The organism is Azospirillum sp. NS33, assembly GCF_059703765.1.
Genome location: NZ_BAAKJB010000004.1, coordinates 108479 through 124383, shown reverse-complemented (window position 1 = coordinate 124383; position 15905 = coordinate 108479). Strand labels below are relative to the sequence as shown.

The window sequence follows — 15905 nt, the reverse complement described above, 5'->3', positions numbered from 1 at the left end:
CTCTACTCCGCCGCCTGATCACGGGGCGGGCGCAGCAGGGCGCCCTGGCGCAGCAGTTCGCGCTGGATCAGCCCCACCGGCACGCCGCGTGCCGGCCGGCCGGTGCGGGCGGCGAGCGCGCCGCACACCCCGGCCGCCTGGCCGGTCGCCACGCAGGTGGGCGTCACCCGGTAGGACGAGTGGGCCTCGTGGGTGCCCGAAATGCAGCGTCCCGCCACCAGCAGCCCCTCCACCCCCCGGGGCACCAGGGACCGCATGGGGATCTCGTACCACTCCCCCGGCTTGACCCGGCGCAGGACGGTCCCCCGGCCCTTGGGGTTGTGGATGTCGACCGGGTAGGTGCCGCGGGCCACCGCGTCCTCGAACTTGCGCGCGTCCAGCACGTCCTCCACCGTCATCGTGTACTCCCCGGCGACCCGCCGCGTCTCGCGCACGCCCACGGCGACGCCGCTCTGGCAGACGTAGCTGTCGGAAAACCCGGGCACGTATTTCTGCATGAACGCGACGATCTGCGCCATCTGCTGCCGGCTTTCCCATTCCGCCCGGGTGAGGTCCCACACGCTGGTGCCCAGCACGCCGGTGACGCGGGTGGAGTTCAGCGCGACCTCGCCCTCCTGGGTGGTGGCGAAGAACAGGATGTCCTCGCGCGGCAGGTCGAGGTCGCCGGCCGCCGCGGCCCGGGCCACCAGATCCCACAGGCCGTGAACGCCGCGCCATTGCCCCGGGTTGGCCCGCACGTACTCGAAGAACGCCGGGCGCTGGAAGCGGGCCAGCCGGAACATCAGGGTCATCGGCTGGGTCAGGCCATCCTCCTCGCGGCCGACGGCGTAGTCGCAGCCGGCCTGGGCGGCGACGTCGCCGTCGCCGGTGGCGTCGACGATGGTGTCCGCCTCGATCACCACCGGCCCCGACTTGGTTTCGAAGATCACCCCGCGGGGCCGGTCGCCGTCCAGCAGCACGCCGGAGGCGAAGGCGTGCAGCAGCACCCTGACCCCGGCGGCGTCGATCACCTGCTGGAGGGTGTGCTTGAGCACCTCCGGGTCGAAGGGCACGGTGAAGCCCGTGTCCATCGATGGCGGGATGCCGCCATGGTTGGCGTACAGCCGCTCCAGGATGGTCGCCAGCGCGCCGCCCACCACCGCCTCGCCGGGGGGGTGGTCGTTGGGCATCAGGTTGGCGTTGACGGTGTCGGCGACCGAGCCCTTCTGGGTGTAGAAGGACATCCACGGCATCACCAGCGCAGCCGTCGCGTTGCCGCCGAGAAAGCCGTAGCGCTCCACCAGCACCGTGTCGGCGCCGGCCTGGGCGGCGCCGAGCGCAGCGCCGAGCCCGGCCGGGCCGCCCCCCACCACCAGCACCTCGCACCGGCCGGCGCGCACCGCCTGGCGCGGCGGCAGGGTGACGCGGTCGGCGTCGGGCGGGCAGGACAGAACAGGCACGTCGTCTCTCCTTCGTGGCCGAAGCCATGCAACAGTCAAGCGACCTGGGCGTCGCGGGCGAGGACGCCGCGGCACGCCAGCGCCGCGGTGCAGCGGGCGCGCTCCTGCAGCCCCGGCACGCGCGCGCGCAGCAGCGCCCTCTGCTGGTCGCGGTGGTCCCACAGGCGGTCGAGGTCGGCCAGGAAGGTGCCGGCCGTGGTCGACAGCGGCCGCGGCTGGACGCCCAGCGACACCAGGAAGTCCGACACCTTGGAGGCGTAGGGCAGCGAGATGAACGGGGTGCCCGCGACCGCGGCGAAGATCATGAAATGCAACCTCATGCCCACCACCAGGTCGAGATGCTGCATCAGCCCCATGACCTGGCGGGGCGTGTAGCTGTAGGGCAGCAGGCTGGCCTGCTCGGCCCGCACCATGCGGCCCATCACCCGGTGGGATTCGCGCACGTCCGCACGCTCCATCGGAACGAACACCACCGTGGCGTCGAACCGCTCCACGATGTAGTCGGCGGCCTCGGCCAGAAGCTGGTGGTAGGCCGCCTCCGACAGGTCGGGCGCCGCCACCCCCTGCTCGCGCACGGACATGCCGACCAGCGGCCGGTCGCGCGGCACCCCGGCCTCGGCCAGCATGGCGCCGGTGAACGGCTCGGCGGTCAGCAGAAGGGCCGGGTCGGCGGTCACCACCACCGGCACCTCGACCCCGATCTCCTCCAGCAGGTGCCTGGCCGAGGCCTCGCGGACGGTGATGCCGGCCATGCGGTTCATGCCGTCGCGCACGGCGTTGCGCTCCATCTGCCCCTTCAGCGGGCCGACGCCGATGGCGAAGGTGTAGGTGGGGACACCCTTCTGCTGGGCGATCACCGCCTCGCGCAGATAGGTGTGCGCCTCCGCGTCGTAGAGGATGCCGCCGCCGCCCAGCAGCAGCAGGTCGAGGCGCTCGACCTCGGGCGCGATCTCGTCGCGCATGGCGTCGCGGGGGTTGACCACCCGGTCCACCGCGTGGTTGCGCCTGGTGTGCTCGGCGTCGCGCGAGAACACCACGATCTCGACCCCCGGCACGGTGGCCCGCAACTGCTCGATCGCCGCGGTGAGGATCGCCTCGTCGCCGAGGTTGAGTCCGCCATAGGACCCGGAAATGCCGATGACCGCCATAGCTGTCCCCCTCCGTTGCGCCGCCCCCTCGAGCGGGACGCGCCCGCCCCAAAGGGGCAAAACCCCGGGCCCCGGCGAAGGTTCCGCGCACCCTGCGGCAGCGCACAACAAACCCGCCGCGACCGCCGCGGTGGTCGGTTCCCCCCGGCAACGGATTGGTCTACAAGTGATCCGGACCCCAACGAAAAAACACGCGCGCGAGAGGATGGACATGGTCGAGACCCCCTTGTGGCAACCGTCGGACGAGCGCATCGCGGCGTCGAACCTGGAGGCGTTCCGCACGGCCGCCAACGCGCGCTTCGGCCTCGCCCTCACGGACTACGACGCCCTGTGGGACTGGTCGGTGGCGTGCAAGGAGGATTTCTGGCGCCTGCTGTGGGAGTGGGCCGGCGTCGCCGGCGAACCCGGCCCGACCACGCTGGTCGACGGCGACCGCATGCCCGGCGCCCGCTGGTTCCCCGACGCGCGGCTGAACTACGCCCAGGCGGTCCTCGCCGGGGCGCCGGCCGGCGACGCCGTGGTGTTCTGGGGCGAGGACAAGGTGAAGCGGCGCTGGACCGGCGCCGAGCTGGCGGCCGAGGTGTCGCGCCTGCAGCAGGCGCTGGCCGCGGCCGGGGTCGGCGTCGGCGACCGGGTCGCCGCGTACATGCCCAACATGCCGGAAACGCTGGCCGCGATGCTGGCGACCGCCAGCCTGGGCGCCACCTGGTCGTCCTGTTCCCCCGATTTCGGCGTGCAGGGCGTGGTCGACCGCTTCGGCCAGATCGAGCCGACGGTGCTGTTCGCCCCCGACGCCTACTGGTACAACGGCAAGGCCCACGACGTCCGCGCCAAGCTGCGCGAGGTGCTGGAGAGCCTGCCGACGGTCACCCACACGGTGGTCGTGCCCTATGTGGAGGCGGACCCCGACCTGTCGGGCATCCGCGGCGGCGTCGGCTACCACGCCTTCACCCACGCCCACGCCGCGGCCGCCCCGACCTTCGTGCCGGTGCCGTTCGACCACCCGCAGTTCGTCCTGTACTCCTCCGGAACCACGGGCAAGCCCAAGTGCATCGTGCACGGCGCCGGCGGCACCCTGCTGCAGCACGTCAAGGAGCACCGGCTGCACTGCGACGTGAAGCCCGGCGACCGCCTGTTCTACTTCACCACCTGCGGCTGGATGATGTGGAACTGGCTGATGACCGGGCTGGCCAGCGGCGCCACCCTTCTGCTCTACGACGGCTCGCCCTTCGCCCCGGACGGCAACATCCTCTTCGACTACGCCGACGCCGAGGGCATGACGCTGTTCGGCACCTCGGCCAAATACATCCAGTCCCTGGAGAAGGGGGGGCTGGAACCGGCCCGCACCCACCGCCTGGACAGCCTGCGGGCGCTGACCTCCACCGGGTCGCCGCTGATGCCGGAAAACTTCGACTACGTCTACCGCGCCATCAAGCGCGACCTTCACCTCGCCTCGATCTCCGGCGGCACCGACATCGTCTCCTGCTTCGTGCTCGGCAACCCGATCGCCCCGGTGTGGAAGGGCGAGATCCAGACGCGCGGCCTCGGCATGGCGGTGGAAGCCTACTCCGACGACGGACACCCCCTGCGGGGCGAGAAGGGGGAGCTGGTGTGCACGCGCCCCTTCCCGTGCATGCCCGTCGGCTTCTGGGACGACCCGGACGGCGCCAAGTACCACGCCGCCTACTTCGCGCGGTTTGCCAACGTGTGGACCCACGGCGACTTCATCGAGCAGACGCGCCACGGCGGCTGGGTGATCTACGGCCGCTCCGACGCGGTGCTGAACCCCGGCGGGGTGCGCATCGGCACCGCCGAGATCTACCGCCAGGTGGAGCAGTTCGACGAGGTCATGGAGGCCGTGTGCATCGGCCAGGAGTGGGACGGCGACGTGCGCGTCGTGCTGTTCGTGGTGCTGCGCGAGGGACTGGCGCTCGACCAGGGGCTGCAGGACCGCATCCGCCAGCGGGTCCGGGCCAGCTGTTCGCCGCGCCACGTGCCGGCGAAGATCGTGCAGGTCACCGACATCCCGCGCACCCGGTCCGGCAAGATCACCGAACTGGCGGTGCGCGACATGGTGCACGGCCGCGCCATCAAGAACACGGAAGCGCTGGCCAACCCGCAATCCCTCGACCAGTTCCGCGACCGCGACGAACTGGCCGATTCCTGAGGCCGATCCCGGAGGCCGGCACTGGCCGGGCGGGAATGGCCGGGCGGGCGCTGTTCCTCGACCTCGACGGGGTGCTGGCCGATTTCGACCACGGGGTGCGTGCGGTCACCGGCCACGCGCCCGACCGTCTGACGAAAGCGGCGATGTGGCGCGCCCTGGCGCGCCACCCCGCGTTCTTCGAGACCCTGGCCTTCATGCACGACGCGCAGGACCTCTGGGCCTACTGCGCGCCGCATCGTCCGACCATCCTCACCGGCCTGCCGCTGGGATGCTGGGCGTCCGCCCAGAAACGGCGCTGGGTGGCCCGCATGCTGGGCGCCGACGTGCCGGTGATCACCTGCCTGACCCGGGACAAGCCGCGCCACGCCCGCCCCGGCGCGGTGCTGGTCGACGACCGCGCGGCCAGCCGCGCGGGATGGGAGGCGGCCGGCGGAACCTTCATCCTGCACACCGGCGCGCGCTCCTCCATCGCCGCCCTCGCGGCGATCGGCTTCCGAGTGGCGGGCGGGATAACCGATTCGCCCGCCATGCTGTGACGCCGGCAGCACAGATGCGCACCTCGACTGGTCCTATTGCGCCGCAGCACCGCCAAACCGCGACGCCACGCCGCAATCCTTGATGCATCCGCGCCACACGTGACCAAAGAAGACCGATTCGCCAGTAAATTTCCAGTTGCTTGATCACGCTTGCCTCTTGTGCTGCTGGTATCCTTCTGTCAAGAACAGCGAAATCCGCATGCCAATTGCATTTGAGGGAGTGCTTTCATGAATCAGGCCGAGCTGATCGAAACGGTCGCGACCACCGCCGGTATCAAGAAGACGGAAGCCGCGAAGGTCGTGCAGACCGTCTTCGAGGGCATCAGCGGCGCCCTCGGCCGGGGCGAGGAGGTGCGCCTGGCCGGTTTCGGCATCTTCGAGGTGGCCGAGCGCGCCGCCCGCGAGGGCCGCAACCCGCGCACCGGGGAGGTCGTCCAGATCGCCGCGTCCAAGGCCCCGAAGTTCAAGCCGGCCAAGCAGCTCCGCGACGCCGTCAACGACTGATCCCCACCGGCAGAAGCGGAGAACTCCCATGTCCATGATCGATCCCAGCGAGCTGCAGGCGCTCACGGCCAAGGTTGTCGCCGCCTACGTCGGCAACAACGCGGTGGCGGTCAGCGAGCTGCCGTCGTTGATCGGGAGCGTCCAGGCGGCCTTCCGCGGCCTCGGCGAGGATCGCAGCGCGCCGGCCAAGACCGAGCAGGCGCCGGCGGTGCCCATCAAGAAGTCGGTGACCCCCGACTTCATCGTGTGTCTCGAGGACGGCAAGAAGCTGAAGATGCTGAAGCGCCACCTCAAGACCGTCTACGACATGTCCCCCGACGACTACCGGGCCAAGTGGAGCCTGCCTCCGGAGTACCCGATGGTGGCCCCCAACTACGCCAAGGCCCGGTCGGAAATGGCCACCCGCCTCGGCCTCGGCCGCAAGAAGGTGGTGCAGGACTGACCCGCCCCTCCCCGTCCGGCGGTCCGGTCGCGCGGGCGCACCCCTTGCCGGGGGTGCGCCCGCCGGCGTTTCGGGCACCCGCGTTGCCGGGACGGGGCTGCGGCCGGGCTCAGGGATTGCCCGGGAGGGAGTCGCCGGAGCCGAGCGGCCGCTGCATGACGACGCTGTCGATCCAGCGGCCGAACTTCCAGCCGACGGCGCGCAGCAGCCCGGCGTGCTCGAAGCCGTGGCGGCGGTGCAAGGCGATCGACGCCGCGTTGCCGCTGTCGCCGATCACCGCCAGCATTTGCCGGCACCCCGCCGCGGTGCAGCGCTCCACGATGGATCCCAGCAGGGCGGAGCCGGCGCCGAGCCCGGTCCGGTCATGGGCCACATAGATGGAATCCTCCACCGTGTGCCGGTACGCCGCGCGCGGGCGGTAGGGGCCGGCATAGGCGTACCCCACCACCACGCCGTCGTGCTCGGCCACCACGTACGGCAGCCCGCGGCCCAGCACGTCGGCGCGCCGGCGTGCCATCTCCGCCACGTCGGGTGGCACCTCTTCAAAGGAGGCGATGCCGGTGAGGACGTGGTGTGCGTAGATCGCCTGGATGACGTCGAGATCGTCGGGCTGGCTGTCACGAATGCGCATGGTGGTTCCTGAACGGCGCACCCCGGCGCCGACGACACGGAATAGGTCCGACAGCCTAACATGGCCATAGGTGGTGCGAAGCGCTTTTCCCCTTTGCACCCCCCGCGCCGCCCCCCATATGCCCGGCCGGTTCCCGCCGCACCACTCCGGTGATTGCACGCCACCCGCCGGAGTGCTCCTCCCGCCGGCCGGCGGCGCGAACGTCCGGGTCCCCGTCCCCACCACCTTCCAAAAGTAAAGATCGGCGCCCGACCTCTGCCGAAGGTCAGAGCTGCTGTTTAGTTGAGGTGATACAATGCATCACCTCACCTGGAGGTCTTCGTCTTCGACACTTTGTCACGGATATACGCCAAAAAACGCTTCTACACTCCCGTTTACAGGGTTGCGTTCCTTTCGAGTGCGGGTCACATTGGGGACGTCTAGGGGACACAACGCGCACAATTTCGTAAATTCGCACAACAACAACCGTCGAGAACGGCGGCAGTACTGAGCGATGATTGTTGCAATCGATGAACGGCCAACAGCGAAGGTCCCCGGACCTGCAGGGCTGGAAAGAGGAGGCATCGGAGTGCTCAAGAAACTTCTGGTCGGTGAAAACGCCAGCCTGTCCCGCTACGTCGAAGAGTCCAAGCGCTACCCGATCCTCGCGCCGGACGTCGAGCACGGGCTGGCGGTCGGCTGGCGGGTTCGCGGCGACGTCGTCGCGCTCGAACACCTGGTGGGCAGCCACCTCCGCCTGGTCATCAAGATCGCCCGCGGCTTCGCCGGCTACGGCCTGCCGCTGGTCGACCTGGTCGCGGAGGGCAACGTCGGCCTGATGCAGGCGGCGCAGAAATTCGACCCGGAGCGTGGCTTCCGTTTCGCGACCTATGCCACCTGGTGGATCCGCGCGGCGATCCAGGAGTACATCCTGCATTCCTGGTCGCTGGTGAAGATGGGCACCACGGCGGCCCAGAAGAAGCTGTTCTTCAACTTGCGCCGCCTCAAGAGCCGGCTGGCGGAGTTGGAGCAGGGCGACCTCTCTCCGGCCACCGTCACCGCCATCGCCACCGAGCTGGGCGTGCCGGAGAACGAGGTGGTGGAGATGAACCGGCGCCTCGCCTCCTCCGACAGCTCCCTCGACGCCACCTTGAGCGCCGACGGCGAGACCAACTGGTTGGACCTGCTGGCGGACGACCGGCCGAGCCAGGAAACCCTGATCGCCGACGCCGACGAGATGGCGCTGCGCCGCCGCCTGGTGGGACAGGCGCTGGAGCGCCTGGACGACCGGGAGCGGCGCATCCTGTTCGAGCGCCGGCTGCGGGACGACCCCTCCACCCTGGAGGCGCTGAGCCAGCAGTTCTCCGTGTCGCGCGAGCGGGTCCGGCAGATCGAGGTGCGCGCCTTCGAAAAGCTGCAGAAGGCGGTGCTGAGCGCCGCCCAGGCCCTGCGCCGCCCGACCCACGTCGCCGCCTAACGCCCCGCCCCTCTCCAGCCCCGTCATCGACCTTCAGGCCGGCAGCCGTTCCCGCGGCGCCGGCCTTTCCTTTGCCCGCGCGCCGGCCGGACACGGACGGCGGCCCTGCCCCACACAGCCCAAACCCGCGGCCCAAACCCGCGGCCCAAACCCGCAGCTCAAGCCGTGGCCGTGACCGCAAGGGGCACACCCGCACCCTCCCGGCGCGGCATCGGCGAGCGGCGAGGCCGTCGCCGCAGACGCGCACGCGCACGCCGGTGCGCGTGATCATGGGGATGGGGGTCGGGACGACGCGGCACGGCCCCGCCCCGGGACGCCCGCGGCGGGGGCCACACGGCGGAGCCGGTTGCCGGGTGCACGGCGCCGCCCGGGCCCGTGCGGCGGATCCCTGGTCGCGGCGGTGGCGATTGGTGGCGGGGGGCCAGGCCATCGCCCGCGCCGGCCCCGCCCTCCGGGCCATTGGGGCCGACCATTGGGCCGACCATTGGGCGGGCCATTGGGCGGGCCATTGGGCGGGCCATTGGGCGGATGTTGGGGCGGGCCATCAGGCCCGGCCATCGCCGACGCCGACGCCGCGGTGGGGAAGGTGCGGCCGCCGTCGGCCGGCATCGGGCCGGGGGGCGCGGCGGCGGGAAGACGCCCCAGGGGGCGTTCGCGCGCTGCACCGGTCCGGGGCTGACAAGGGCCGAGTCACGCGGTCGCGCGCGGCGTTCCGGATGGGCCTGTTCCCGGCCAGGCGCCTGGTTGGCGTGGCGCGACACCGCCCATCGGCGGCCCGGGGCGCGGCACCGCCGTCACCCGGGCCTGTCCGGGCTCACCCGGGAGCCCGTCAGGACGGTGCGCCTCAGCAGGGCACCGTCTCGCAGGGACGGAAGCGGAAGTCGCCGGTCGCCACCGCAGGCCGCTGCGCCGTCCGTCCCTTCGCCCCCGCCGCCATGGCGCGCGAGCGCAGCATGTCAATGTAGGCGGCCGCCCACTCCATCGCCTCGGCCCGCTGGCCGGCGGCGACCGCGAAAGAGGCCTCGAAAATGGCGTCCAGGCATTCCTGGTCATCCAGCAAGTCGATGCGCGCCGCATCCAGAACTTTCTTGACCCCGGCGGGCATGGTCTCGAAGGCAACAACCGTCATGGCTCGGTTCTCCTCTTGCGTGGTCATGCGCCCTGTGGCGTCGTCCGGGATCAACGCTAGCCCCGAGACGCCAAGGCGGTCAATGCGGGCAATGGTAAGAGAGCGAGTCGCAACCGCTTCGGCGTCTTATGACCTCGGCCGATGCCCCCTCACCCGACGGCCCGGGGCGGAACGGAGCGCCGCCGCCCGCGGTCGACGACCCCCGGCATAGGCGGTTCGTCCGAGCGGGCCCTATCCCACCCTCCTTTCAGCGTGCGATGGCCTTGGCACTACTTCCTTTTCCGGCGCCACTCGCGACCAAAAGCGGACTCGTGCGTACACGAAATCGCGGCTATCTCCTGAAAGCACGGCAGGCGTCCCCGTCGGTACGGCTCGAAGGGGCGCCTGGATCAGCGGACGCAATCTTTTTCAAACTGACAGCAGGTGACCAGCGATGAACGCCGCACATGTTTTCCTCATCGATTCGAACCGGCTCTTTCGCGAGGGGATGAAGCGGCTGTTCGACAACTCGCCCTACAGGGTGGTTGGAGAAGCCGGTTGCGCCCGCGACGGCTTGGCGGCCCTGGATGCCGCGGCGACGCCGCTCGACGTGGTGGTGATCGACCCGGGCAACGGCGGCGACGAGGTCGACGCGCTGCGCGCCCTGCGCTCCCGGCTGCCGCAGACCCGCATCGTCGTGCTGGCCGACGCGCTCAGCACCCACCGCCTGTCGGAGGCGCTGAACGCCGGCGCCGACGGCTACCTGACCAAGGACATCGCGTCGGAATCGCTGATGCAGTCCCTGAAGCTGGTGATGATGGGCGAGAAGGTGTTCCCCACCCACCTCGCCGCCATGCTGGTGGGCGGCCGCGGCAGCGAGCCGGAGCCCCACGTCTCGGGCGGCCGCAAGGGCCTGTCGCCGCGCGAGGTGCAGATCCTGCGCTGCCTGCTGAGCGGCAACTCCAACAAGATGATCGCCAACCACCTCAACATCACCGAGGCGACGGTCAAGGTCCACCTGAAGAGCCTGCTGCGCAAGATCAACGCCTCCAACCGCACCCAGGCGGCGATCTGGGCGATGAACAACAACATCGCCGAGCAGCCCGCCGCCGCGACGGCGGACAGCGCCGTCAACTGACCGTCGCGGCGGCCCGGCCGTCCGCCGCCCGCAACCGGCCCCGCCGACCACCGTGATGGTGGTCGGCGGGGCCGCTGCCGTTCTGAGGTCTGCCGGTGCCGTTTTCAGGGCTGGTCCGCCCAGGGCCGGGGCGCGCCGGCGCAACGCCCCGCCTGGAACGCCGGCACGGGCCACCCGGTTGGTACGGGCACCCGTTCCTGCACCAGGGAGACCCGCCGACCCATGGGCGACGACGCCGTACTGGACCACGCCACCCTGGCGGTGCCGGCGACCATCCGCCGGTGTTGCGCCGCGGATCTTGCCGCCCTGGAGTGGTTCGGAGAGTTCACGCCGCACCGCCACCTCATCGAGCGTGCGTTCGCCATGCAGGAGAAGGGCCAGGGCTGCATGATCGTGGCCGACATCAACGGCTTTCCGGCGGGGCAGGTCTGGGTCGATTTCGTGCGCAAGGGGCGCAGCCGCCGCGCCACCCTGTGGGCCGTGCGCGTGTTCCCGGTGTTCCGGCGCTGTGGTCTGGGATCGCGCCTCGTCCTCGCCGCCGAGCGTGCGGTGGCCGCGTACGGCATGGCCACCGTGGAGCTGGGGGTCGACCGCGACAACCTCGCCGTCGTCTCCTTCTACGAGCGTCTGGGCTACGAACCCTGCGGGACGGAGCGCGGCCGGTGCGCGTACCGCACCCCCGACGGCCGCACCGTCACCGTCGCCATCGACCAGATCCTGCTGGCCAAGCGCCTCGGCCCCGGCGCGGTCCGCCGCGCCGCCCAGTGAAGCGCCGCCCAGTGAACCACCGGCGGACCGGTCACGGCTGAAGGAGGGGCGCCACCCAGCGCGCCAGGAAGGCATCCTCCGGCGGGGCCGCCAGCGCCGGGCGGGCCGCCAGGAGGACCTGAAGCACCGCGGTGTGGAGGGCGGCGCAGCGGGCGAGGTCGACCGCGCCGTCCGGTGTCGCGGTCAGCCATTCGGCCAGGGGAAGGGCCTCTTCCACGCCGCATTCGCCGTCCAGCCGGGCCGTGCGTCCGTCATAGCGGATCGCCATCACAGCAACTCCCTGGGATCGAGCACGGGGACCAGGCGGCCGTCGCCCAGCTCGGCGGTGCCGCTGGTGCCTTTCAACCCGGCGAGCACGCCGGTCAGCGGCTTGAGGACGGCATCGAGGCGCTCGTGAACGGCGTCCACCGCCAGCCCGACCGGCTCGCGGTCGATCCGCAGCACCAGAACGGTGAGATCGCCCGCCGCCTGCGCCGGCTCCAGGCCGAGCAGACGGGGCAGGCGGAACAGCGGCACCGTGGCGCCGCGCAGCGCGAATCCCTCGGCGTGCTTCAGCCGCTGCACGGCGGCGGCGGGAACCCGGGCCACCTCGCCGACCAGGGCGGTGGGGATGCCGAACAGCGCGCCGCCGGCGGCGACGACCATCAGCGGGGTGATGACCATGGTCAGGGGAAGCACGAGGACCACCCGGGTGCCCTGCCCGGGGGTCGAGTCCAGGTCGATGCGCCCGCCGATTCCGGCGACGGCGACCTGTACGGCGTCCATGCCGACGCCGCGCCCGGACACGTCCGTCACCGACCCGGCGGTGCTGAGCCCGGGCAACAGGACCAGCGCCAGCGCCTCCCCCCGCGTCATGGCGGCGGCCCGCGCGGCGTCCACGGCGCCGGCCGCCACCGCCTTGGCCAGCACCCGGTCGGCGTCGATGCCGGCGCCGTCGTCCGCCACCTCGACGAGCACGCGGTCGCGGTCCTGGCGCGCGCTGAGTCGCACGCTGCCGGTCCGCGGCTTCCCGGCGGCGACGCGGCGGTCCGGCGACTCGATGCCGTGGTCGACGGCGTTGCGCACGAGGTGGAGCAGCGGCTCGCCCAAGGCGTCGAGCACGTCCTTGTCGGCCTCCGTGGCCTCCCCCTCCACCCGCAGGTCGACCTCCTTGCCGAGGCGTCCGGCCAAGTCCCGCACCAGGCGCGGCAGCGGCCGGAACACCTGGCTCATCGGCACCATGCGCAGCCGCAGCACCGCATCCTGCAGCGCCATCACCAACCCGCCCACCTCCTCCTCCACCTCGCGCAGGCCGCGCGCCAGCGCCCGGTCGGCGGCGTGGCGCGCCAGCACCGGCAGGCGGTTCTTGGCGATCACCATCTCGCCCACCAGCGCCAACAGGTGGTCGATCCGTTCCGGTGGCACCCGGACCGAGCGCCGGGCCGCCGCGGTGGCCGGGGGCGCCGGAAGCCGGGCCGCCACCGCGGGCGGCGTTGCCAGCGCCTCGGCCAGGGCGGCGAGATGCCGGGCCAGCGGATCGGGCCGCGCGGCCGCCCGGGCGGCCGCGGCGGCGGCGTCGAGCCCCGCCACCGCGTCGCCGCGGCCGAGCGCGGTCAGGATGTTGGCGGCCGCCCGCGCGGTGGCGGCGATGCGCGCGTCCAACGCCACTTCGGCCGGGTCCAGGGCCAGCGCCCGTCCCTGGTCGCGCAGCAGCGCCGCCGCCACCGCGGCGGCGGTCGACACCCCCCGCCCCGGGCCGCCGGCAGCGGCAGCGGCGCCCGCAGCGGCGCCCGCAGCGGCGCCCGCGGTGGCGGACAGCCGGCTGCCGGCGACGCGGGCCGCGGTGACGGTGGCGTAGCGCACCTGGTCGGGGGCGGTGCGGAAGGCGGGCGCGATGGCGTCCTCACCGGCGGTGCTGAGCAGGCGGAAGCGCAGCCGGCATCGATAGGGGTCGAGCGCCGCCACCTCGGGCCAGGGCGCCGCCGCGGCGACGCGGACGACGACCAGACCGGGCACCCGGCGCACGAAGGCGAGCGGATCGTCGCCGTTGAAGAAGCACTCCTCGTCGGGGTCGTAGACCACGGCGGTGAACGGCCCGGGGTGGGGGGCGACGGCCCGCTCCTCCTCCGCCGTCAGCTCCACCACCCAGTCGAAGTCGGCCGGCAGAACCGCCACCCCCTCCCCGTCCGCGGCGGTCGGCCCGCCCGCCAGCGCGCCGCGCAGGGAACGGGCCGTCATCGCCGCGTCGTCCGGCAGGTCGCCGCGTGCCTCGATGTGGTCGATCCAGCGGGACGCCTGGTCGAGCACCGCGAACAGGCCGTCGACCAGCGCCGCCTGGAGCGGCACGGTCCCGTCGCGCACCCCCCCGAGCACGTCCTCGGCGGCGTGGGCCAGTTCGGTGAAGGCCGGCCAGTCGAACAGGCCCGTGGCGCCCTTGAGGGTGTGAACCGCGCGGAACACCTCGTTCACCGCCCCCTGGTCGGCGGCCTCACGCTCCAGGCGCAGCAGCCCGGCGTTGGCGGTCTGCACGAGTTCCCGCGATTCCACGAGGAACTGCTCGAACAGCGGCGTCATGGCGCGCCCTCCGCCGCGAGGCCGGCCGGCCGGCCCGACAAGAGGCGCGCCGCCAGCACCAGGGCCTCCGGCCGCACCGGCTTCACCAGGTGGCCGCCGGCACCGGCGCCGAGCGCCCGGAGCCGGTCATCCTCACGGGATTCCGTGGTGATCATCAGGGCGGGCACGGTGGCGAGCGCGGGATCGCGGCGCACCGCCCGCAGCATGGAATAGCCGTCCATCTTGGGCATGTTGACGTCGACGATCAGCAGATCCGGCGGGTCGGCCAGCGCCTTCTCCAGCCCGTCGATGCCGTTCACCGCCTCCGCCACGGTGAAGCCGTCGGCCTCCAGCACCTGGCGGGTGTAGGCGCGCACGGTGACGGCGTCGTCCACCACCAGCACCCGCACGGCGGCCGCGGCGGGGCCGGTCACGGGACCCCTCCGGCCGGCTTCTGGTAGACGATCGCGTCGGGAAACTTGCGCGGCACGAACAGCGAGGACATGCGACTCATGCTCTCCGAATGGCCGAGGAAGACGAAACCGCCGGGGGCAAGGGCGTCGTAGAACATCGCGGCGGCTTCCCGCCGCCCCAGATCGTCGAAATAGATCAGCAGATTACGGCAGAAGATGACATCGAGCGACCGAAACCTGCGGACCTGGGAGGAATCGGTGATGTTGACGTGGGAGAAGTCGATGGACCGGCGGAGATCCTCGACGATCCGCCAGCGCCCGCCCCCCAGGGCGGTGAAGTAGCGTTCGATCAGCGGCGGCGGCACGTTCTGCAGGGACCGCGCCTCGTAGACCCCCTCCCGGGCACGGGCCAGCACCGCCGAATCGATGTCGGAGGCGTACAGCTCGACGTCGTGGGAGTCGACCTGCTCCCACCGCTCCAGCAGCGACAGGGCGATGGAGTACGGCTCCTCGCCAGTGGAACAGCCGGCGGACCAGATGCGGATCGGCGTTCCCCCGGCACGCTCCCGGGTCAGCTCCCCCAGCACCGAATGGACGAGGCAGTCGAGCTGGTACTGCTCGCGCAGGAAATAGGTCTCGTTGACCGTCATCAGGTTGACGAGGCTCTGCAACTCCTCGCCCGACGCCTGGTAGCGCAGCAGGTCGAGGTAGTCGGCGATCCGCCGCACGCCGCACGCGGCCATCCGGTCGAGGAGTCGCCGCTCCACGAAGTAGCGCTTGTTCTCGGCGAACGAGAGGCCGGCGTGGGTGCGCAGGATCGTGCACAGCGCGTCGTACTCGGACGGCGACGCCACGGACGCCGGGCGGGCGCCGGCGGGCGTCACACGATCCTCCGGCACACGGTCCTCCGCCGTATGGTGCTGCGCCACAGGGCCCGGCGTGCGGGGGTCGGCCGCGGTGGCGGCGCGGCGCGGCGCGCCGGCGGGCGGGATGCCATCGTCAGGTCTCCCGGAAGCGGCGGCAGGCGGCCTCGATCACGTGACCGAGCATGGGATCGTCGGGGAAGCGGCCCTGGAGGCGCTGCAACACCGGAACCACGTCGGGGCGGGCGGCCTCCACCAGCCCCTCGACCGCGGCGAGGCAGACGTTCACGTGCGGGTCCTCCTCGACCACCCGGGTCAGCCGCCGCAGCCGGTCGTCGTGGGGGATCTGCGCGACGAGTTGCACGGCGAAGATCCGCAGGTCGGAGTCCGGGTGCTCCAGCAGCGGTTCCACCAGCGGCACCACCACCTCGGCCGGCATCTGCTGCAGCGACTCCAGCGCGCCGCTGCGCACCGCGGCGCCTTCGCTGGCGAGAAGGGGCAGCAGGCCGGCGACCGCGTCGGCCGTGCCGATCCGGACCAGCGCCGTGAGGACCGCCTCGCGCACCCCGGGCTCCTCCTCCACGGCGAGGCGGTCGGCCAGCGGGCGCGCCGCCTCCGGCCGCCCCGCCAGCGCGTGGGCGCCCTGCCGGCGCTCCGCCGCGACGGGGGACGCCAGGGCGGCGAACGGGTCGGTGACGGCCGGTGGCGGCGCAGCCCCCATCCCGCCCGGCTTGACCAAAGGCATGGTGTCCTCCGTTTC

16 protein-coding genes are annotated in these 15905 nt (G+C 72.1%); 7 read left to right on the top strand and 9 right to left on the bottom strand.

What is annotated here, in order from left to right; translation table 11 throughout:
* Positions 1–2 precede the first annotated feature (2 nt).
* Complete coding sequence (locus tag AC6H2I_RS05760; RefSeq protein WP_497499626.1) at positions 3–1439, bottom strand: FAD-dependent oxidoreductase; 1437 nt, start codon at positions 1437–1439, stop codon at positions 3–5.
* A 35-nt stretch (positions 1440–1474) separates the two neighbouring features.
* Complete coding sequence (locus AC6H2I_RS05755; protein ID WP_497499625.1) at positions 1475–2587, bottom strand: polysaccharide pyruvyl transferase family protein; 1113 nt, start codon at positions 2585–2587, stop codon at positions 1475–1477.
* 211 nt (positions 2588–2798) lie between these two features.
* Here AC6H2I_RS05755 and AC6H2I_RS05750 point away from each other — a divergent pair, with 211 nt between their 5' ends.
* The 4 genes from AC6H2I_RS05750 (at position 2799) to AC6H2I_RS05735 (ending at position 6236) form a co-directional block, all read left to right on the top strand.
* A complete protein-coding gene (locus AC6H2I_RS05750) occupies positions 2799–4754 on the top strand; it encodes an acetoacetate--CoA ligase (RefSeq protein WP_497499624.1) in 1956 nt (651 codons plus the stop codon).
* 35 nt (positions 4755–4789) lie between these two features.
* A complete protein-coding gene (locus AC6H2I_RS05745) occupies positions 4790–5290 on the top strand; it encodes a hypothetical protein (RefSeq protein ID WP_497499623.1) in 501 nt (166 codons plus the stop codon).
* A gap of 228 nt (positions 5291–5518) precedes the next feature.
* A complete protein-coding gene (locus AC6H2I_RS05740; RefSeq protein WP_497499622.1) occupies positions 5519–5794 on the top strand; it encodes an HU family DNA-binding protein in 276 nt (91 codons plus the stop codon).
* Between the two features lie 28 nt (positions 5795–5822).
* Positions 5823–6236, top strand: coding sequence for a Ros/MucR family transcriptional regulator (locus AC6H2I_RS05735; protein ID WP_497499621.1), 414 nt, complete (start codon positions 5823–5825; stop codon positions 6234–6236).
* A gap of 109 nt (positions 6237–6345) precedes the next feature.
* On the opposite strand, the gene AC6H2I_RS05730 is transcribed toward AC6H2I_RS05735, so the two are convergent.
* Positions 6346–6867, bottom strand: a complete 522-nt coding sequence (locus AC6H2I_RS05730; RefSeq protein WP_497499620.1) for a GNAT family N-acetyltransferase — start codon at positions 6865–6867, stop codon at positions 6346–6348.
* A 568-nt stretch (positions 6868–7435) separates the two neighbouring features.
* On the opposite strand from AC6H2I_RS05730, the gene rpoH reads away from it, so the two are divergent.
* Positions 7436–8323: an RNA polymerase sigma factor RpoH gene (gene rpoH / locus AC6H2I_RS05725; RefSeq protein ID WP_497499619.1), complete on the top strand. Its 888-nt coding sequence runs from the start codon at positions 7436–7438 to the stop codon at positions 8321–8323.
* Between the two features lie 844 nt (positions 8324–9167).
* Here rpoH and AC6H2I_RS05720 read toward each other — a convergent pair.
* Positions 9168–9452: a hypothetical protein gene (locus AC6H2I_RS05720; protein ID WP_497499618.1), complete on the bottom strand. Its 285-nt coding sequence runs from the start codon at positions 9450–9452 to the stop codon at positions 9168–9170.
* Between the two features lie 433 nt (positions 9453–9885).
* On the opposite strand from AC6H2I_RS05720, the gene AC6H2I_RS05715 reads away from it, so the two are divergent.
* Positions 9886–10569, top strand: a complete 684-nt coding sequence (locus AC6H2I_RS05715) for a LuxR C-terminal-related transcriptional regulator (RefSeq protein ID WP_497499617.1) — start codon at positions 9886–9888, stop codon at positions 10567–10569.
* A gap of 222 nt (positions 10570–10791) precedes the next feature.
* Positions 10792–11337: a GNAT family N-acetyltransferase gene (locus AC6H2I_RS05710; protein ID WP_497499616.1), complete on the top strand. Its 546-nt coding sequence runs from the start codon at positions 10792–10794 to the stop codon at positions 11335–11337.
* Between the two features lie 31 nt (positions 11338–11368).
* Here the strand turns inward: AC6H2I_RS05710 and AC6H2I_RS05705 are convergent, their stop codons facing one another.
* From AC6H2I_RS05705 to AC6H2I_RS05685, 5 genes are all read right to left on the bottom strand, one after another.
* Positions 11369–11605: a hypothetical protein gene (locus tag AC6H2I_RS05705; protein ID WP_497499615.1), complete on the bottom strand. Its 237-nt coding sequence runs from the start codon at positions 11603–11605 to the stop codon at positions 11369–11371.
* Positions 11605–13890, bottom strand: a complete 2286-nt coding sequence (locus AC6H2I_RS05700) for a chemotaxis protein CheA (protein WP_497499614.1) — start codon at positions 13888–13890, stop codon at positions 11605–11607. Before AC6H2I_RS05700 ends, AC6H2I_RS05705 begins: the two co-directional genes overlap by 1 nt.
* Complete coding sequence (locus AC6H2I_RS05695; protein WP_497499613.1) at positions 13887–14303, bottom strand: response regulator; 417 nt, start codon at positions 14301–14303, stop codon at positions 13887–13889. The genes AC6H2I_RS05700 and AC6H2I_RS05695 overlap by 4 nt, the downstream gene beginning before the upstream one ends.
* A complete protein-coding gene (locus AC6H2I_RS05690; protein WP_497499612.1) occupies positions 14300–15166 on the bottom strand; it encodes a CheR family methyltransferase in 867 nt (288 codons plus the stop codon). The genes AC6H2I_RS05695 and AC6H2I_RS05690 overlap by 4 nt, the downstream gene beginning before the upstream one ends.
* A gap of 115 nt (positions 15167–15281) precedes the next feature.
* On the bottom strand, positions 15282–15890 hold the full coding sequence (locus AC6H2I_RS05685; protein ID WP_497499611.1) for a HEAT repeat domain-containing protein: 609 nt from the start codon (positions 15888–15890) through the stop codon (positions 15282–15284).
* Between the last annotated feature and the right edge of the window lie 15 nt (positions 15891–15905).